16 protein-coding genes are annotated in these 14,778 nt (G+C 46.0%); 10 read left to right on the plus strand and 6 right to left on the minus strand.

Annotated elements, in window-relative coordinates; genetic code table 11:
* The first annotated feature begins 163 nt into the window (after window positions 1–163).
* The 7 genes from ACO0LI_RS29145 to ACO0LI_RS29175 all read left to right on the plus strand — a co-directional run bounded on the left by ACO0LI_RS29145 (window position 164) and on the right by ACO0LI_RS29175 (window position 7,494).
* A complete protein-coding gene (locus tag ACO0LI_RS29145) occupies window positions 164–1,693 on the plus strand; it encodes a thioesterase domain-containing protein (RefSeq protein ID WP_423037259.1) in 1,530 nt (509 codons plus the stop codon).
* A gap of 102 nt (window positions 1,694–1,795) precedes the next feature.
* On the plus strand, window positions 1,796–2,416 hold the full coding sequence (locus ACO0LI_RS29150; protein ID WP_423037261.1) for a nitroreductase family protein: 621 nt from the start codon (window positions 1,796–1,798) through the stop codon (window positions 2,414–2,416).
* 359 nt (window positions 2,417–2,775) lie between these two features.
* Window positions 2,776–4,908, plus strand: coding sequence for a TonB-dependent receptor (locus ACO0LI_RS29155; RefSeq protein ID WP_423037263.1), 2,133 nt, complete (start codon window positions 2,776–2,778; stop codon window positions 4,906–4,908).
* 15 nt (window positions 4,909–4,923) lie between these two features.
* The gene (locus tag ACO0LI_RS29160) at window positions 4,924–6,117 is read left to right on the plus strand and encodes a PepSY-associated TM helix domain-containing protein (protein WP_423037265.1); all 1,194 of its coding nucleotides are present in this window, start codon (window positions 4,924–4,926) and stop codon (window positions 6,115–6,117) included.
* A complete protein-coding gene (locus ACO0LI_RS29165; RefSeq protein ID WP_423037267.1) occupies window positions 6,114–6,308 on the plus strand; it encodes a hypothetical protein in 195 nt (64 codons plus the stop codon). Before ACO0LI_RS29160 ends, ACO0LI_RS29165 begins: the two co-directional genes overlap by 4 nt.
* On the plus strand, window positions 6,305–6,787 hold the full coding sequence (locus ACO0LI_RS29170) for a transcriptional repressor (RefSeq protein ID WP_423037269.1): 483 nt from the start codon (window positions 6,305–6,307) through the stop codon (window positions 6,785–6,787). Before ACO0LI_RS29165 ends, ACO0LI_RS29170 begins: the two co-directional genes overlap by 4 nt.
* A gap of 23 nt (window positions 6,788–6,810) precedes the next feature.
* A complete protein-coding gene (locus ACO0LI_RS29175; protein ID WP_423037271.1) occupies window positions 6,811–7,494 on the plus strand; it encodes a helix-turn-helix domain-containing protein in 684 nt (227 codons plus the stop codon).
* Between the two features lie 47 nt (window positions 7,495–7,541).
* Here ACO0LI_RS29175 and ACO0LI_RS29180 read toward each other — a convergent pair whose 3' ends face one another.
* From ACO0LI_RS29180 to ACO0LI_RS29195, 4 genes are all read right to left on the minus strand, one after another.
* Window positions 7,542–8,378, minus strand: a complete 837-nt coding sequence (locus tag ACO0LI_RS29180) for a sterol desaturase family protein (protein WP_423037273.1) — start codon at window positions 8,376–8,378, stop codon at window positions 7,542–7,544.
* A gap of 519 nt (window positions 8,379–8,897) precedes the next feature.
* Window positions 8,898–9,407 carry an SLATT domain-containing protein gene (locus ACO0LI_RS29185; RefSeq protein ID WP_423037275.1) on the minus strand — a complete coding sequence of 170 codons (510 nt, stop codon included), beginning with the start codon at window positions 9,405–9,407 and terminating at the stop codon, window positions 8,898–8,900.
* Window positions 9,407–10,300 carry an SMODS domain-containing nucleotidyltransferase gene (locus tag ACO0LI_RS29190; protein ID WP_423037277.1) on the minus strand — a complete coding sequence of 298 codons (894 nt, stop codon included), beginning with the start codon at window positions 10,298–10,300 and terminating at the stop codon, window positions 9,407–9,409. The genes ACO0LI_RS29185 and ACO0LI_RS29190 overlap by 1 nt, the downstream gene beginning before the upstream one ends.
* 308 nt (window positions 10,301–10,608) lie before the next feature.
* On the minus strand, window positions 10,609–11,058 hold the full coding sequence (locus ACO0LI_RS29195) for a hypothetical protein (protein WP_423037279.1): 450 nt from the start codon (window positions 11,056–11,058) through the stop codon (window positions 10,609–10,611).
* A 764-nt stretch (window positions 11,059–11,822) separates the two neighbouring features.
* Between ACO0LI_RS29195 and ACO0LI_RS29200 the strand changes: the two genes are divergently transcribed.
* Window positions 11,823–12,149, plus strand: a complete 327-nt coding sequence (locus tag ACO0LI_RS29200; RefSeq protein ID WP_423037281.1) for a helix-turn-helix domain-containing protein — start codon at window positions 11,823–11,825, stop codon at window positions 12,147–12,149.
* A 54-nt stretch (window positions 12,150–12,203) separates the two neighbouring features.
* Here ACO0LI_RS29200 and ACO0LI_RS29205 read toward each other — a convergent pair whose 3' ends face one another.
* Window positions 12,204–12,656 (minus strand): HAD domain-containing protein, encoded by a 453-nt coding sequence (locus tag ACO0LI_RS29205; protein ID WP_423037283.1) that lies wholly within the window; start codon window positions 12,654–12,656, stop codon window positions 12,204–12,206.
* Between the two features lie 165 nt (window positions 12,657–12,821).
* On the opposite strand from ACO0LI_RS29205, the gene ACO0LI_RS29210 reads away from it, so the two are divergent.
* A complete protein-coding gene (locus ACO0LI_RS29210; protein ID WP_423037285.1) occupies window positions 12,822–13,205 on the plus strand; it encodes a hypothetical protein in 384 nt (127 codons plus the stop codon).
* Window positions 13,206–13,214: 9 nt separating this feature from the next.
* On the plus strand, window positions 13,215–13,649 hold the full coding sequence (locus tag ACO0LI_RS29215; protein ID WP_423037287.1) for a hypothetical protein: 435 nt from the start codon (window positions 13,215–13,217) through the stop codon (window positions 13,647–13,649).
* Between the two features lie 99 nt (window positions 13,650–13,748).
* On the opposite strand, the gene ACO0LI_RS29220 is transcribed toward ACO0LI_RS29215, so the two are convergent.
* Window positions 13,749–14,735 carry a site-specific integrase gene (locus ACO0LI_RS29220; protein WP_423037289.1) on the minus strand — a complete coding sequence of 329 codons (987 nt, stop codon included), beginning with the start codon at window positions 14,733–14,735 and terminating at the stop codon, window positions 13,749–13,751.
* Window positions 14,736–14,778 lie beyond the last annotated feature (43 nt).

The following is a 14,778-nucleotide window of genomic DNA, read 5'->3' on the forward strand; positions in this document are numbered from 1 at the left end:
AGAACTGAAGAAGTTGGGGATACAACTCCCCAATTCTTGATGAAAATCATGTTCAGCAGCACGTTTTATGCTTTGACTGGAACATGATTTTGTAATTGATGGAAATTAGAACTTAATCAGATGTTCCATAGGTACAAGTTACCCTAGTCGCCAAGCCTATGTGATGGATGCCGAAGTCAATGAGCTTCCTGTACTGGCAACCGGAGAGTTATGCATCGCAGGCGACACCTTGGCGCGCGGATATCTGGAGCGGCCTGACCTGACAGCAGAGAAGTTTATTCCTGATCCTTTCAGTTCGACAGGGGGCAGACTTTACCGTACCGGGGATATTTGCAGAAAACGTGATGATTCCACTATCGAATATTTCGGTCGCAAGGACAAGCAGATTAAATTGCGTGGCTTCCGCATAGAGTTAGGTGAGATAGAGAACGTCTTGCGTAGCGCACCGGATATACGTCAGGCCGTGGTGGAACTAAGTGACGATAGCGGCGAGCCTCGTTTGCTGGCTTTTGTCGTTGGCGCATTTCACAAGGCAGAAGTTATTTCTTACCTGCAGCGTCATTTACCCGACTATATGGTGCCATCAGTCTTTATCAAGCTTGATGCTTTACCGCTTATGCAGAATGGCAAAATCAACAGGGACATGCTACCCAAAGATAATGTGTCACTGCCTGTTTTTGAAAAAATCCTGCCCCGTTCCGAACTGGAGCAGCAATTATTCAGTATCTGGCAGACAGTGTTGAAGCGGCAGGACTTTGGTGTTACCAATAATTTCTTTGAAATAGGTGGTAACTCCCTCTCTGCATTGCGCGTGGCTGCCATGGCTAAAAATAAGGGCATGAGCAACTTCAGGCTTGATGCATTTTTCCGTCACCCCACTATTGCCGCGTTTGCAGCCCAGTTTTCGAAACATACTGAACTTGCAAGCAGCCTGGTGCCATTAAATGCCACCAGGGCGGACAGGAATATTTTTGTCCTGCATCCATCCTCTGGTCTGGTATTCGATTACCGTAATTTCGCTCAGGAATTGGATGGTGTGGCAAATGTCTATGGCTTGCAATTCCCGTTTGAGATGGATGCAAAATCATGGCCGGAAGATTTTCACGGCCTGGTCAATTACTACGTAAAGCAAATGCGTAGCATGCAGCCGCATGGGCCGTATAGCCTCATAGGCTGGTCATCAGGAGGTTTGCTTGCCATGGAGATTGCACATCTTCTTGAAGAGTCAGGTGAATCCTTAGCCTTCATAGGTATAGTCGATGCCAAAACACCGGCACAAAGAAAAACCGACCTGTCTGGCAAGAATAAAGATTTGCGCCGTATTGAAGCCGTTGAATCAAGCGAAATCGATCAATTCTGGAACGATTTGAAACAACATGGAGAGGGTTGGGATAGCTATTTGCTGGAACAGGAAAACCCTGATCGCATCGCTGAAAACATGGTGCTCGCCTCAAAATATATCCTGTATGTGACCTCTGGTGGCCACGACAGGCAAATCAAGTCTGATATCCATGTCTGGTGGTCTTCAGAAAATGTAACTGATCTTGGTGCTGAGCGACTCAGCGAATGGGATGGCAGCAGTCAGGGACAGCTTATTCAGATGGGCGTCATTGACACAAGCCATAGAGGTATTGTGAAGAACAAGCAGTTTGCAGAGGATGTAAAAACTGTCTACATGAAAATTAAGCATTAAAAACAGATATTACATACGGCTACCTAGCGTATGGGTAGCCGTATGCAGATCAATTCGGGTTAATTCTGGTAATGAGCCAGTCACGATTTCAGGAATAAAAGAATGAATGAATTATTGAAAGAAAAAGTTGTTCCATTACATGGACAAAGTAAGACCGGCAGAGCGGGTCTGGATGTTTTGCTGACGCGTCAGTCATGTCTGCCATTGAATGAGCCTGCACCAGTGGATGAAGAGCTGGCGCTCATTTTTGACGCCGCATTATGCGCTCCCGATCATGGTGAACTACGTCCATGGGAATTTGCGTTTGTCAGGGGAGAGGGGAGAGTAGCCCTGGGAGATATCCTGGTTGCTGCCGCGCGCGCCCGTGATCCGGACGCACCTGAAACGACATTGCAGTCACACAGAGGTAAAGCCATGATGGCGCCTCTGATCATCGCTCTGGGTGCAAATACCCAGGTCCACAGGAAAATACCTGAAATAGAGCAAATGATGGCAGTGGGGGCTGCTGCCATGAATATTTTGAATGCTGTCCATGCTTTAGGTTATGGCGCATTTTGGGGGACAGGTGTCGATACCTATGACGCCAATGTATTGAAAGCACTGGGGTTCAAACAGTCTGTCCGTCTTGCCGGATTTGTCTTTATTGGTACTCCAGGGAAACTTCAAACCCCGAAAGTGAGGCCTGATCGTACCGATCATGTGCGTGAATGGCATGGTACGTAAGCTTTAATTGTAAAATAATTCTATCCATCTAAATAAGAATCATTTACATTCAAGAGCAATTCTTGTTATGATCTGCCCGATAAGAAGTTTTCATAAAATCATCTGTTAAATTAAGGTGCGTCTGGTTTGTTATTGACTGGCGTAATGTGACATATGCCATGAAATCTTCCCCAGGCAGCGTTTCTTTCAAATGTCACTGGTATCTCCAGTAAGGAGTGTATTTCCTTACTGGAAACTGTACACCGCTAAAGAATCCACCCAAATCAAATGAATAATCGATCCTGGCAAGACCCGGGACAGTCTGTTTTATTTTTCCTTGAAAGGGGCATTGCGTGTACAAGTTAAAGGTAAGTGTGGGGATGATTGCAGCTATATTTGCACATTCCATGGTAGCAGTTGCAGCAGAAAACGATGCTGGAAGCGAGAAAAACGGTAACGAAAAAAAGACGGCATTGCCAGAAGTCGTTATTAAAGGCGCGAAAGACAATGGTGATTTATCCAAACCATACGCTGGCGGACAAGTTGCCCGCGGCGGACGTCTTGGTTTGCTAGGCAGCAAAGATGTCATGGATACGCCGTTTAACATGACCAGTTATACAGCACAAACAATTGAAGATCAGCAAGCCAGAACACTTGCTGACGTGGCGAATAGCAATCCCACGGTCAGGGCAATTTATACCGAGAGCGATGGCCTCATGGACTTCGTGGTTCGCGGGAATAAAATCAAAGGCCTTGATGTAGGCTACGATGGTTTGTACGGTATTGGTACACCTGGTATTGAATCACTTGAACGCATAGAAATACTCAGTGGTGCGAATGCCCTGTTGAATGGACTCGGTCCTGTAGGTGGTGTGGGTGGCATGATTAATCAGGTGCCGAAGAAAGCCCTGGAAACACCATTGACCCGTTTTACGACAGGTTATTTCTCTGATTCCCAATTTTTGGGACAAATTGATCTGAGCCGTCGCTTTGGTGCAGACAGGCAAATCGGTGTTCGTTTCAATGCTGCTTACCGTAAGGGTGATACTGCAGTCGATAAGCAATCCCAGGAAGTCAGTACGGCAGTCATGGCGATTGATTACCGCAGCGAGCAATTCCGGATCTCCAGTAACTTTGGTTTCCGCCACAATGCTACCCATATGCCTTCCAGAACCACTTACATTGCTGCGGGATTTGATATTCCAGCACCACCAGGTGATCCCAAGTTCAGTTGGCAGCAACCCTGGTCCTATGACGTCACAGACACCACTTTTGGTACTCTCAAGGCAGAATACGATATCACTCAGGATGTCAGCGCCTATGCATCATGGGGTGCGTCACAGTTCCGTGAAAAGCAGTTATTCGCCAACTCTCAATTGCTGACTGCTGCGGGTGCGCTTGCGCAAAGACATGTCTATTGGCCTTTGTATCGTGACAGTGCGACAGCAGAACTTGGGTTTAAAGGTAAGTTGAACACCGGTGAAGTCAAGCATACTTGGTCCGTTGCAGCATCTGGTTTGCAAATCAAGAATGGCATTCTACTCAACACAGTGGCACAAAATGCGACCAATATTTATGCCCCTGTTTTTATCCCTGAACCAAATATCTCCAGCCTGGCAGGCCCTGAAAATGTTCCCAAAACAGGTGAAACCAATCTGAGCAGCCTGGCTCTTGCAGACACACTGTCATTTGCGGATGATCGCATCCAAGTCATTATTGGTGTAAGGCAGCAGCAGGTTGGGGTTAAAAACTTCAATCCAGCTAATGGTGTTGTGACTTCCCGCTATGACAAAAGCGCAGTTACCCCTGGTGTAGGTGTCGTCTTCAAACCAGTGAATAATGTTTCCGTCTACGCTAATTACATAGAGGGTCTACAACAAGGCCCGGTAGCACCGGTTGGCACAAAAAATGCCGGTGAAATATTTTCCCCTTATGTCTCAAAACAGTATGAGACTGGTGTCAAAGTAGATTTTGGTAAGCTCATGGCCACGCTGAGTGTTTACCAATTGACGACACCAAATGGCTACACCAATCCTGGTACTCTGGTGTATGGCATCGATGGTGAACAAAAAACCAAAGGACTGGAATTAAATACCTTTGGTGAAATTTACCCTGGCCTCAGATTGTTGGGCGGTGCAGCTTTTGTCGATGCAAAACAAAGCAAAACCGCTGGTGGCGTCAATAACGGTAAAAAGGTTACCGGCGTGCCAGACGTGCAAGTCAACCTCGGGTTGGAATGGGATCCAGGTTTCGCTCCTGGCCTGACACTTACTGGCCGCGTGATTCACACTGACAGTCAATATCTTGATGTCATCAACAAGCAGTCCGTCCCAAGCTGGAAACGTTTTGACTTGGGCGCACGTTATTTGACAGTTGTCAGCGGCTACCCGACGACCTTCCGCCTGAATGTAGAAAATGCAGCCAATAAGAGTTATTGGGCAGAAGCTATTGATGGTTATGTCGTGCAAAGCAAACCACGCACGGTTTCTTTATCTGCCACTGTCGATTTCTGATAGAAAGCCAAGCGCATGTCTGGAGTCAGCTCACTCAGGAAATGGTATCTGCTACATAAATGGAGCAGCCTGATTTGTACTTTTTTTCTATTGGTGATCTGTCTTACAGGCTTGCCACTGGTTTTTATTGATGAGATAAGTGAATGGTGGCGTGGTGACCCACCTTATGTCTCGCTGCCTGCCGATACTCCCATGGCCAATATCGATGAGATGGTGTTGACTGCCAAGGGGCCAGATGGTTCTTTTCCTGGCGAAACAGTCAGGTGGATGAGTTTTGAAGATGACAGGCCTGAGGTGTGGATAGGCTTGGCACCTTCCTATGAAGCCGACAGGAAAAAGGACCATGTCGTCAGGCTTGATGCCAGAACCGGAAAAGTGCTCAGAGCCTTGAAGTCGGGAGAGCATACGTCACCTTTATTCATTGGCCTCATGTTCAAATTACATACAGATTTGTTTGTCGGTTTGTATGGTGAATTATTCCTTGGTTTTATGGGCTTGCTGTTTGTGATCGCTACTGTGTCCGGCGTCATGCTGTATAGCCCGTTCATGAAAAAACTGAATTTTGGCACTATCCGTGAAGGCAAGGCATCACGCCTGAAATGGCTGGATTTGCATAACCTGATTGGCATCGTTACCTTGGTATGGGTATTGGTCATGGGGGTTACGGGTGTACTCAATGACCTGTCCGTCCCGCTATATGATGTCTGGCGCAAGACCGAGCTTAATACTCACATGCTGCAATATCAGCATAAACCCATGCCTGCGCAATTGACTTCTGCCCAGGCTGCTTATGACACCGTATCCAAAGCGATACCGAATAAATCCATACGCAGCATTCGTTTTCCTGATGGAGAGCAGGGCAGTGCGCATCACTATATGGTGTGGACGAAGGGTGCTACACCCCTCACATCCCGCTTGTTCATGCCAGTTTTGGTCGATGCCAGAACAGGCACACTGACGTCAATAATTCCTTTGCCATGGTATCTGGTGGCCTTGCAAACATCGCGCCCCCTGCATTTTGGTGATTACGGTGGTTTACCACTTAAAATCATTTGGGTATTGCTTGATCTGGCAACTATTACGATTCTTATCAGCGGTTTGTATCTCTGGTTTGCCAGACGCAAGGCGACAGAAAACAGGATTGCAGAACTTGAACGCAAGCATGCTGCGCCAGCAGCTATTGAGACTAATAATGCGGAGTCCGCATGAAATCAAAAAACAAGTTGCGCCAATTTCGCCAGATATGGGCTATGCCAGTCGTAATTGGCATCTGCATTACATTTGGTCTGGTCACAGCCTTGCTAGGCACTGGTATTTTGCACTGGCTTTCATGGGCAGCAATGCTAATACCACTTGTTGTCCTGATTTATTTTATCCTTGGTAACAAGCTTCGTAGATGAATAGAAAAGCCAGAATCAATCTTGCCACTTCTGAAAAAATTTCACCTCTGGCAGAACGGTTGCGGCAAGCTGGATTGCGCCCAACCATGGGTAGAATGGATGTAGCGACAGCGATGACTCAAATCGGCGAGGGCTACCATTACCCGGAAGATATTTTAAGAGAATTGCTGCGTCAGGGCTGGCAGGGTAGTGTCACGACCATTTACCGCGTATTTGCTGACTTTACTGTGATCAATTTCGTGCAGCGTTCTTTTGATGCCGATGGCAAGACAAAATATCGATTAACTCACTATGGCAAATCAGCCGAGGAAATCTGCCTTGTCTGTAAAAATACAGGGCGCCGCATCTTGATACAGGATAAAGTGTTAAGATCACAATTAGATCATCTGGCACATTTGCACGGCATGGAAACATCTCCATTGGCTTTGTTGGTTCATGTAGACAACGTGCCGAAGTCGGAGGATTCCCAATTTAATTGAGTTCTGCGGCACCGGTGGCTGATATGAAAATGAGCGAAACATGGAGTGGTGATTTATGGCTCGCGAAAGATTACGCTATTTTCCACGGGTCATTGGGCGTGAGTACGATACATGCACACCATGCACATCAGCTTATCCTCGCGCAAAATGAGCCTGCCCATGTTGAAATCGGCAGTGATCGTGTGAGAGCGTCTCAAATCTGGATAGAATCCATGCGTAGCCATGCGATTCTGACGCCCTTGGTCAGCCATTATTCCGTGTATGCAGAACCCCATGCCATTGATGGGCAATTGCTGTTAAAAAGTATCAGCACCAACGAAATCACAATGTCAGCGCTTAACGTAACGATGGATAAGCTTGGGCGCAAACCGCCCCTGGATACACGAGTCGAGCACGCTTTGCGTCAGGTTGATTTACAACTGGAAGGCAAGATATCTGCGGACAAAATCGCTAAATCAGTACATATCTCCCTCAGTCAACTAGAGCGCTTGTTCAGCGCCCAGCTTGGTTTATCCGTCCGACGTCTGGTGCTATGGCGGCGTTTGCGTGTGGCACTCGCCACGACATTACAAGGCTGGACCCTGACCGAGGCCGCACATGCTGCAGGCTTTGCAGATTCAGCCCATCTCTCGCGCACCATGCGCAGCATCTTCGGTATAAGGGCTGATCGCAGCTTAGCTCATATGCGACTGCGGCTATTGAATTGAGTTTCGATATCAGCTGCGCCAGTAGCATCAGTTGACGTAGACTAACATCATCGAAAAGGTTGTTTTAATTGCTGCCAGTACCCCACAGGGTAATCAGGCTGACTTCCAATACCAAGATCGCTGCTGGATAACCGATAATCCGGATAGTAAGCCGTGCCCAGCAGAATATCCCAAACAGGAAAGAACAGGGCGAAATTGACATCCCCTTTTTTACCATACTTTATATGATGAAACCGGTGTAAGGGCGCCCAGGCAAACAAATATCGAAATACACCCAACCTGATATCCACATTGGAGTGCTGCAACAGCAATTGAATAGCAATCGAAAATGTCAGCAACACCGTCACCTGAAGAGGCATGCCGCATAAGAGCAGAGGAGCAATACCTGCCATGGCTTCTATGGCCTGGTGCAAAGGATGTTTCATCAAACCATTCAAGCCATACATACGCAGACAGCTATGATGCACGGCGTGAAGGCGCCATAACAAACCAATCTTGTGACTCAGGTAATGTGCCAGGGTAATTCCACAGTCTGCAACAGTGATAGCCAATAGCAACTGCAAAACGAATGGCCAATGCTCAGGCCACAAAGCTGCAAATGGCATATATCCGGCAATACCGGGTATCAGCATAAGTCCCAACATATTCAATAGTTCATTGAAAACCCCATGCAAAACATCACGTTCGCTGTCATGTTGAGACTCGTTCCAATGGGCTTCATAGGGCAAATAAATTTCTGCCATAAAAGAAATAAAGATCGCCGCTAGTAATAACGGGATCAAATAAAAGCTGGACAGTGAAGCGACTTGGGTAAGCCAGATAGCTATGCCTGTAAATACAGACAGAAATATTGGTGCATACCAATATGAAAAAAACTGCTTCATCGATTTCTCTCCATGAGATCAAAACTAGCAGCATCAATTATTTGCGGCGAGATGGCTTGAATAAACCGCGCAACATTTATGACTCAGGGTGAAAGATTGTGACGCCGAGAAGGAGAGATTGGTGTCGCCTCGCTGTTCCGAACGCTGGTATCTCGGTTATTGGGAATTGCGACTGAATTAGAACTGTGTCTACAATCCGGAAGAGATGATTGTGAAGCCAAGTTTTTCAATCGAGTATAAAAGACAAAAATGGAAGTGTAAGCCATTGAAAATATAGGGAATTTACCTAAACGTGTCAAATTGCACGAAAAGTACGATTACTCCTCTGATGGCGAAAAAGAAGTAATTAAAGCGATTTTCAAAGAAAGGCCAACTAAGGAAGCGGCAACCAAGATTAACTTTTAATTTCAAGATTTCAAATGCGGGAGATCGCCAGACAACCGGGTTACCTCTCGCAACACTATTCCGTGTCATTGCATGAATCAATTTTGCGAACAATCAAAAATTCTTCGCCGAGCACTACTGTTTTTCTTTTGCGTCGGCCTCAAACGAATAGTCGCCTTTCGTGATTTTCTTTTGAGCTTTTTTGAAGTGTCTATCAGGTATGGCCGGGCTGGCTGACCGCGCGTCGTCCATGCGATCCATTAGTGCCATAAATTCGTCCTCCATTTCCTGGATTGGTTTTGTTGGGCCAAGGCTGGATGTTAGGCGAAACCTGTCTTGCAAAATCTTGAATCGACTAGCGCTATCAGAAATAGACTTCATGCTTACATCAAGATCAAGCGCTTTAAAAATAGCAGGAAACAGTCCAGCAAGCAGAGCTGCGATCGCAGTAACCCACTCCCAACCAGGATCCTTCATAAGGATCTTTGCGCCAGCTATAGAACCAGCAACAATAGGTAAAACGATGAATGCAGTTCGCCAGTGGCGCACTTCCTTTAACCATTCAAAAAGAGCAGTTGAGGTGTATAAACAAGACTCTTCTTGCCGCTTGCACTCTTTAACTATTTCTTCGCTACGTTGATCCATCAGACGCTCCTCGGTATATCAGCACCAAAAATTTTCTGCCATTCATCACCCGCATCTATAAGGTCGGCTTGTTCATGGGCGCATGCCTTAATGGCACGACTGGACGCGGATTCAGCGCGCGATTTCCAGATGCTGCCGAGCCAAATTATTTCATGGGCACCTGGGGTAATCAGGATGCCATCAGCTTTGGATATCATCCATGCAAAAAAATCACGACACATCCAATCATAGAAAAAAGTACTTCTATCGCTATATGACCACTGATTTAGAAATTCTGTGGCCAGTAATTCCAGATGAAAAGATCGGATGTCTACATTGCAGTTAGCCTGCCAGCATTTCAGCATACGAATTAAAGGCCTTAAATTGTCATTATGCTGCGCATCAGCATAATTAATTGCATCAACCTCATGGAGTGGCTTGGTAGTAATATATTTCCCCCCATTTTTTGTATCACAAAGAAGGTAAGATCTTTCGCTAGCTTCGTACAAAAAGGCGGGTGCCACTTCAACTGATGACCCGTAAAAGTCTGCCAGGACAATGGGGCCATCGCCTCGGATAGTGCTGGTGGGGTAAGACTCAAGTAATTTATTTTTGACCTCTTGAAGCAACGCAGACTGCTTATTGGTACCTGCCTGATAGGATTCGAACCGGTGATATACCTCATTTGGCAAAACGTAGTACATGTCCACATCACGTGGTGGCCGGATATGTGTGTTCTTTGCCCATGATCCGATCAAAAAACCATTTTCAGTCGAAGAACTGTGCCCCCTGTATACCGCATTCAGAGTGGATACTATTCCTCCAAATTTCGTAATACCATCGTTTACCTGAATAGGAGTCAAAGCGATGTTCTCTTGGAATGCGATGAAACGTCTAGTTACATAGGACCACATCAGCTTATCTCACTAGGTTGTGTCATCAACGGCAAACTTACCAGTCCGCATTTCAATTACTTAAAATCAGCTTATCCCAATTTTGAAAAATGGCATAATGCTATTTTTTTCTGGTCCTGCTTGCTTCGAAATATGTCTCATCCATGCATCGTTTCTCTTGCGAAATGCGACAGATCAAATACCCGCAAAAGCGGTGTTTTGCAGGTAGCTGTATCAAGAAATGTATCGTCATACTCAGTGTCTCGGACGTAAAAAAGCCGCCCAAAGGAGCGGCTTTTTGTCCGAGGCATTTTCAGCCCACATCAACACTACAAATATGCTTGCACCGAAAATCGAGATTGGAGTTCCAGAGCATCCTCTATATCCAAATTGAGCCTGGTTTCGATCAGATGGCGACCATCCTTGAGCGTATATATTTGTACCCAAGGTTCTTTCTGGCCAAAATTTCCAAACTGAACGTCTGACAATTCGTTTAACTGCCAGCCTGTAGATTTATTTAACCAGTCAGGCGAAAGCAGAGAAATCTGTGTCAATTCCAAGTTGGCGTCACTACGGATGAGCTTGCAAATTTTTTCCAAATCGGAAAAATTGCTGATTATTTTTCTTCCGGTGAGGCGAGAATATTCCTCGATCTGCACGTATTCAACAAAAAAATAAGGGGCATTTAATTCCAGATCAACGCAAAGCCAGTTGTAGACAGGAAAATCTTTGGAAGGAAAAATATTGCGTGCCAGGTAGGAATCGTTCGTTGTAATCATAGGGTGCTATCAGCTACTTCAATGTATCACTGCAATTTTAGTTATTTTGAAGCAAATTCAAAAATACACAATTGTGCTCGTAAAATGTAAGGCAAAGGAGGAGAAAATATTTTTATCGCTTTGGAGTGGGCTTTCGAGATTTGTTTCTGAAATATCGAATGATTTTTCGAAAAACCAAAAACCAAAGGCCAAAAATAAAAATACTGACAATAGTGTTAATGACATTAACCCCATTCAGATCGAAACTAGGAAATGCACGTTGAAGAAAAAATACACCAAGCAGGTACCCTAACGCGATCAGACAGATCCAGCCAAAACCCGTAATCTCTCCCCCAGTCTCATACATCACGCCGCCGCAGATTCTGCACTGGTGCTGAGTTTTTGAGTATCGCAGTTTTCCCAGCAAAAATGGACTGTAATGATATAGGTGCGGTAAGCCCTCATGCTTGCAGTAGGGGCATTCTATGGTATCCAAACGAACCTCCTATTTCTTATAGTGTGAGTTAAGGGCAAATTTCAATCTGAAATGACGACCAATTTCACCGTGCTCGTCAAAAATTGACGATGTACCTTGATAAGCCATCCACATCGCCACAAGCTCAGGTGCAACCACGCAAAAAGCGAGTTGCAAAACCAATTGGATTTAAACTTAAATCCAAAAAGTAAACCTTGTACGTCCATTTTATTAAATTATAAACGCAATAGGAAGTTTAAAGAAGCCCTCAATGTTGATTAACTACGGGTAGTCAACTTTGGAGGTTTACATGAAGGACGTTCGGCACCTGGTTGGGGAGCGCGTTCAGATTCTGCGCAAGCGAAAGCAGCTTTCGCAGGAAGAACTGGCGGGAAAGATAGAAATAGACACAAAGTCGCTGAGCCGATTGGAACGGGGACAGCATTACCCATCGCTTGAAACTCTGGAACGGATTCGAAGCGAGTTGGGCGTAGAGCTGAAGGACTTCTTTGATTTTGATGGAGAACCATCTGCTGAAGAACTGAGAGAATTTTTGCTGCGAACAGCCAGCAAAGCTGACTATGAGTCGTTAGTGAAAATGAGCAATGCTGTCAAGGAAGCCCTGAAGGACGAATAAATATAGCGTACCAGGCGCACGCACGGGGTTACCGCTTTCATGCTCCCGAACACGCTAAGCCAGCGCTTTTGCCAAGTACTGTCTCAACACGATTTCTGCATGCTCATCCAATCCTCTTGCAGGATCAGTTTTTATCAAATTTCTCAAAAATGGCTTAAAGAGATATGATTTATCATCAATGGCCACCCAATCTTTCCAAGGCTCTCCTGATAAACGTAGCCACCCCTCAATTTCAGCATGCCGCTGATATCCAATAACTTCGATAATGTCTGGAATGTCTTTCCGGGCAGGTGTAGCACCGATAATGCGAGCGCCGATGTCGCTTGAAAAAAAAGATCTCAGTTCCGTGATCGACCGGTTTTCGCGCCAGGTGCTCGAGATGACTATCAGGACAGTAGGAAAGTCACGAAGAACTGCCTCCAGCCTGGGTAAACACGAAAACAGTTGGGGCTTATCGAAGCAAGGCTCCGGATGCAAAACGCCATCAAAATCTAAAAACAGAATCATGTGTTGCTAGCGAATAATGTTCAGGACGCGCATGCTACCTGATTCGGCTTCAATATGAAACAGCTGACAATAATTGCAGCAATGAAGCTAAATCTTATTAGCTCAGCAGTACCCAAATAGAATCCATTAAAATGGTAGATTAAAATTTATTGGAATAACGAAATTATGATTAAAGATAGGGAAACACTTTCATCTATTGTTCTGTGGGTTGGCATAGCACTATTCTCATACTTTTTCTGGCAAATCAAAGAGTTAAATCAGCCACCAAGCTCAATCCTCGAATGTCTGGGCGTCGGCGCATGGCTCGCTGCAGCTTTTCTTGCTACGATAGAGATATTCTGGAATGCGTTAGGCAAGGAGATAAGCAATTTTGATCGGAATTACTTTAGAGTGTTTCTTGTTGGTGTCACTGCGATCGGTATCGCTATATTGCATCATGCGATTGTGACTGGGCAAGGCTGGTTACTGATTATTGTTTCTGGTGGCTCGTTGCTGTATTTTATGACGATACGTATGCCGTTTGTAATCCTGGCTGGTAGATCAAACTGATAGACGAAAATGCCAATCACAAAAATTACTTGTGCCGACGATCTGGCAGCTCTGGCCAAAGAGGCTATTGAACAGTTTGCTCGGGAAAGACAGTTCAAAGATCTTATTGGCGCCATAATGATGGCCAATCACGTCGCCGACTGGCACTTCCAGGTCGGCCTTAAAAAAGACGTCGAAAAAACAGAGAAGTCTGCAATGAAGCTTGCTTACCCAAAATGGGACACCATCCGATCGCTCGCAAATGGTGCCAAACACTGTGCGAAAGTACAAACAAAACATAATGAAATCCAATGGGAGCATCATGATTTCTGGGAATCGCCTGGACATACGGACGTCGATGGATTTGATTGGTTCGTTGAGCATGAAGATGAACAACGATCTGTGGCCGTTCTGATCGCCACCTTCCTTGATGAGTTTGCTGATTCGTCTGCCAGACCAAAATGACTCAGTTCTTTAAGCGAGGAGTGAGCCGACCTTTATCCATTTTCGGGCCTTTGCGCTAGGCTTCGTTGGTTTTGACAAAGAGAAAAAGAGTTTCAGGCTTCACATTGCATCAGTCTCAATGAAAGGTATAGAGCCAGATGTTTGGTCAGAACGATTTAAACTCGATTCAATTCGGTGCTGAGCAAAAGGATCGGCCGCATCCACATACCGCATGGCGCTTTGTACACTTTTCCAACCTACGTATTCCATAAGTGTTTTCAGATCCCAGCCGTTACCCGTCGCCCAATTGGCGAACCCCCGTCTGAGCGAGTGCGCTGAGTATTCCTCGGACCCAGCGACGCCTGCGTCCTTGAATATGGTGCGTAACAAAGGTATCAGGCTATCCATGTGAAGTCCTTGATCCCCAACTTGCCCCCAGCGATTCACCGACCTGAATACCGGGCCGGACTGAAGTGCAGCCAGCTCCTTCCAAGCCGAATACGCGGCGACTGGACAAAACTGCTTTAGAGCCGGCGCTTTAAATGTGACGCCTTTATTCTGGCGATCACCTTTGGTATGCGGCAAAAAAAAACTCATGCCCTGGCCAGGAATGATTTCAATGTACTCGACCTGCAAACGAGTCAATTCGTCCCCACGAAAACCCCGCCAAAACCCCAGGAGCAGCAGTGCCCGGTTCCTGGTGTGCCGCAGTTCGCCCGCACGATCGCCAGACGCATTTGCTGTTGCAATTGCATTGTCGAGCCAGCGATCCACGATGCCAAGTTGATCAAGCTGAAATGGCTTTGCCTGTTTTTCTTGAGCTGGATGCTCTCTTTGAATTCCTCGAAGCACCTTTTTGACGAGTGGACTTTTTGTTGGATCGGGAAATCCCTGATCAACATGCCACTGAGCCAAGGCAGCCAGGCGTTGACGAAGAGTATTGATTGCGAGCTTTTCCGCATGATCAACTAAGTACTGTGCAATGTTTTCGGTCGTGGCAGGTAAGAAGCCACCCCATTCAATTTCGTAGTGCCTCACGGCCGATTGATAGGCAACGCGGGTATTGTCTCGCGTGCCGGCATGGAGGTAGTGATCGATTTTGCTCATGCTGCTCATTCTCCCGATTTGAGATCACAGGATAAAGTGGATC

Source organism: Undibacterium sp. Tian12W, from assembly GCF_049339405.1.
GTDB lineage: Bacteria > Pseudomonadota > Gammaproteobacteria > Burkholderiales > Burkholderiaceae_D > Undibacterium.

Coding starts and splice junctions, on each gene's coding strand:
- ACO0LI_RS29210 (WP_423037285.1), top strand. CDS start 12,822: ATGATTAAAGATAGGGAAACACTTTCATCTATTGTTCTGTGGGTTGGC.
- ACO0LI_RS29145 (WP_423037259.1), top strand. CDS start 164: ATGGATGCCGAAGTCAATGAGCTTCCTGTACTGGCAACCGGAGAGTTA.
- ACO0LI_RS29185 (WP_423037275.1), bottom strand. CDS start 9,407: ATGGATCAACGTAGCGAAGAAATAGTTAAAGAGTGCAAGCGGCAAGAA.
- ACO0LI_RS29205 (WP_423037283.1), bottom strand. CDS start 12,656: ATGATTCTGTTTTTAGATTTTGATGGCGTTTTGCATCCGGAGCCTTGC.
- ACO0LI_RS29215 (WP_423037287.1), top strand. CDS start 13,215: ATGCCAATCACAAAAATTACTTGTGCCGACGATCTGGCAGCTCTGGCC.
- ACO0LI_RS29165 (WP_423037267.1), top strand. CDS start 6,114: ATGAAATCAAAAAACAAGTTGCGCCAATTTCGCCAGATATGGGCTATG.
- ACO0LI_RS29160 (WP_423037265.1), top strand. CDS start 4,924: ATGTCTGGAGTCAGCTCACTCAGGAAATGGTATCTGCTACATAAATGG.
- ACO0LI_RS29200 (WP_423037281.1), top strand. CDS start 11,823: ATGAAGGACGTTCGGCACCTGGTTGGGGAGCGCGTTCAGATTCTGCGC.
- ACO0LI_RS29180 (WP_423037273.1), bottom strand. CDS start 8,378: ATGAAGCAGTTTTTTTCATATTGGTATGCACCAATATTTCTGTCTGTA.
- ACO0LI_RS29175 (WP_423037271.1), top strand. CDS start 6,811: ATGAAAATGAGCGAAACATGGAGTGGTGATTTATGGCTCGCGAAAGAT.
- ACO0LI_RS29195 (WP_423037279.1), bottom strand. CDS start 11,058: ATGATTACAACGAACGATTCCTACCTGGCACGCAATATTTTTCCTTCC.
- ACO0LI_RS29155 (WP_423037263.1), top strand. CDS start 2,776: ATGATTGCAGCTATATTTGCACATTCCATGGTAGCAGTTGCAGCAGAA.
- ACO0LI_RS29150 (WP_423037261.1), top strand. CDS start 1,796: ATGAATGAATTATTGAAAGAAAAAGTTGTTCCATTACATGGACAAAGT.
- ACO0LI_RS29220 (WP_423037289.1), bottom strand. CDS start 14,735: ATGAGCAAAATCGATCACTACCTCCATGCCGGCACGCGAGACAATACC.
- ACO0LI_RS29190 (WP_423037277.1), bottom strand. CDS start 10,300: ATGTGGTCCTATGTAACTAGACGTTTCATCGCATTCCAAGAGAACATC.
- ACO0LI_RS29170 (WP_423037269.1), top strand. CDS start 6,305: ATGAATAGAAAAGCCAGAATCAATCTTGCCACTTCTGAAAAAATTTCA.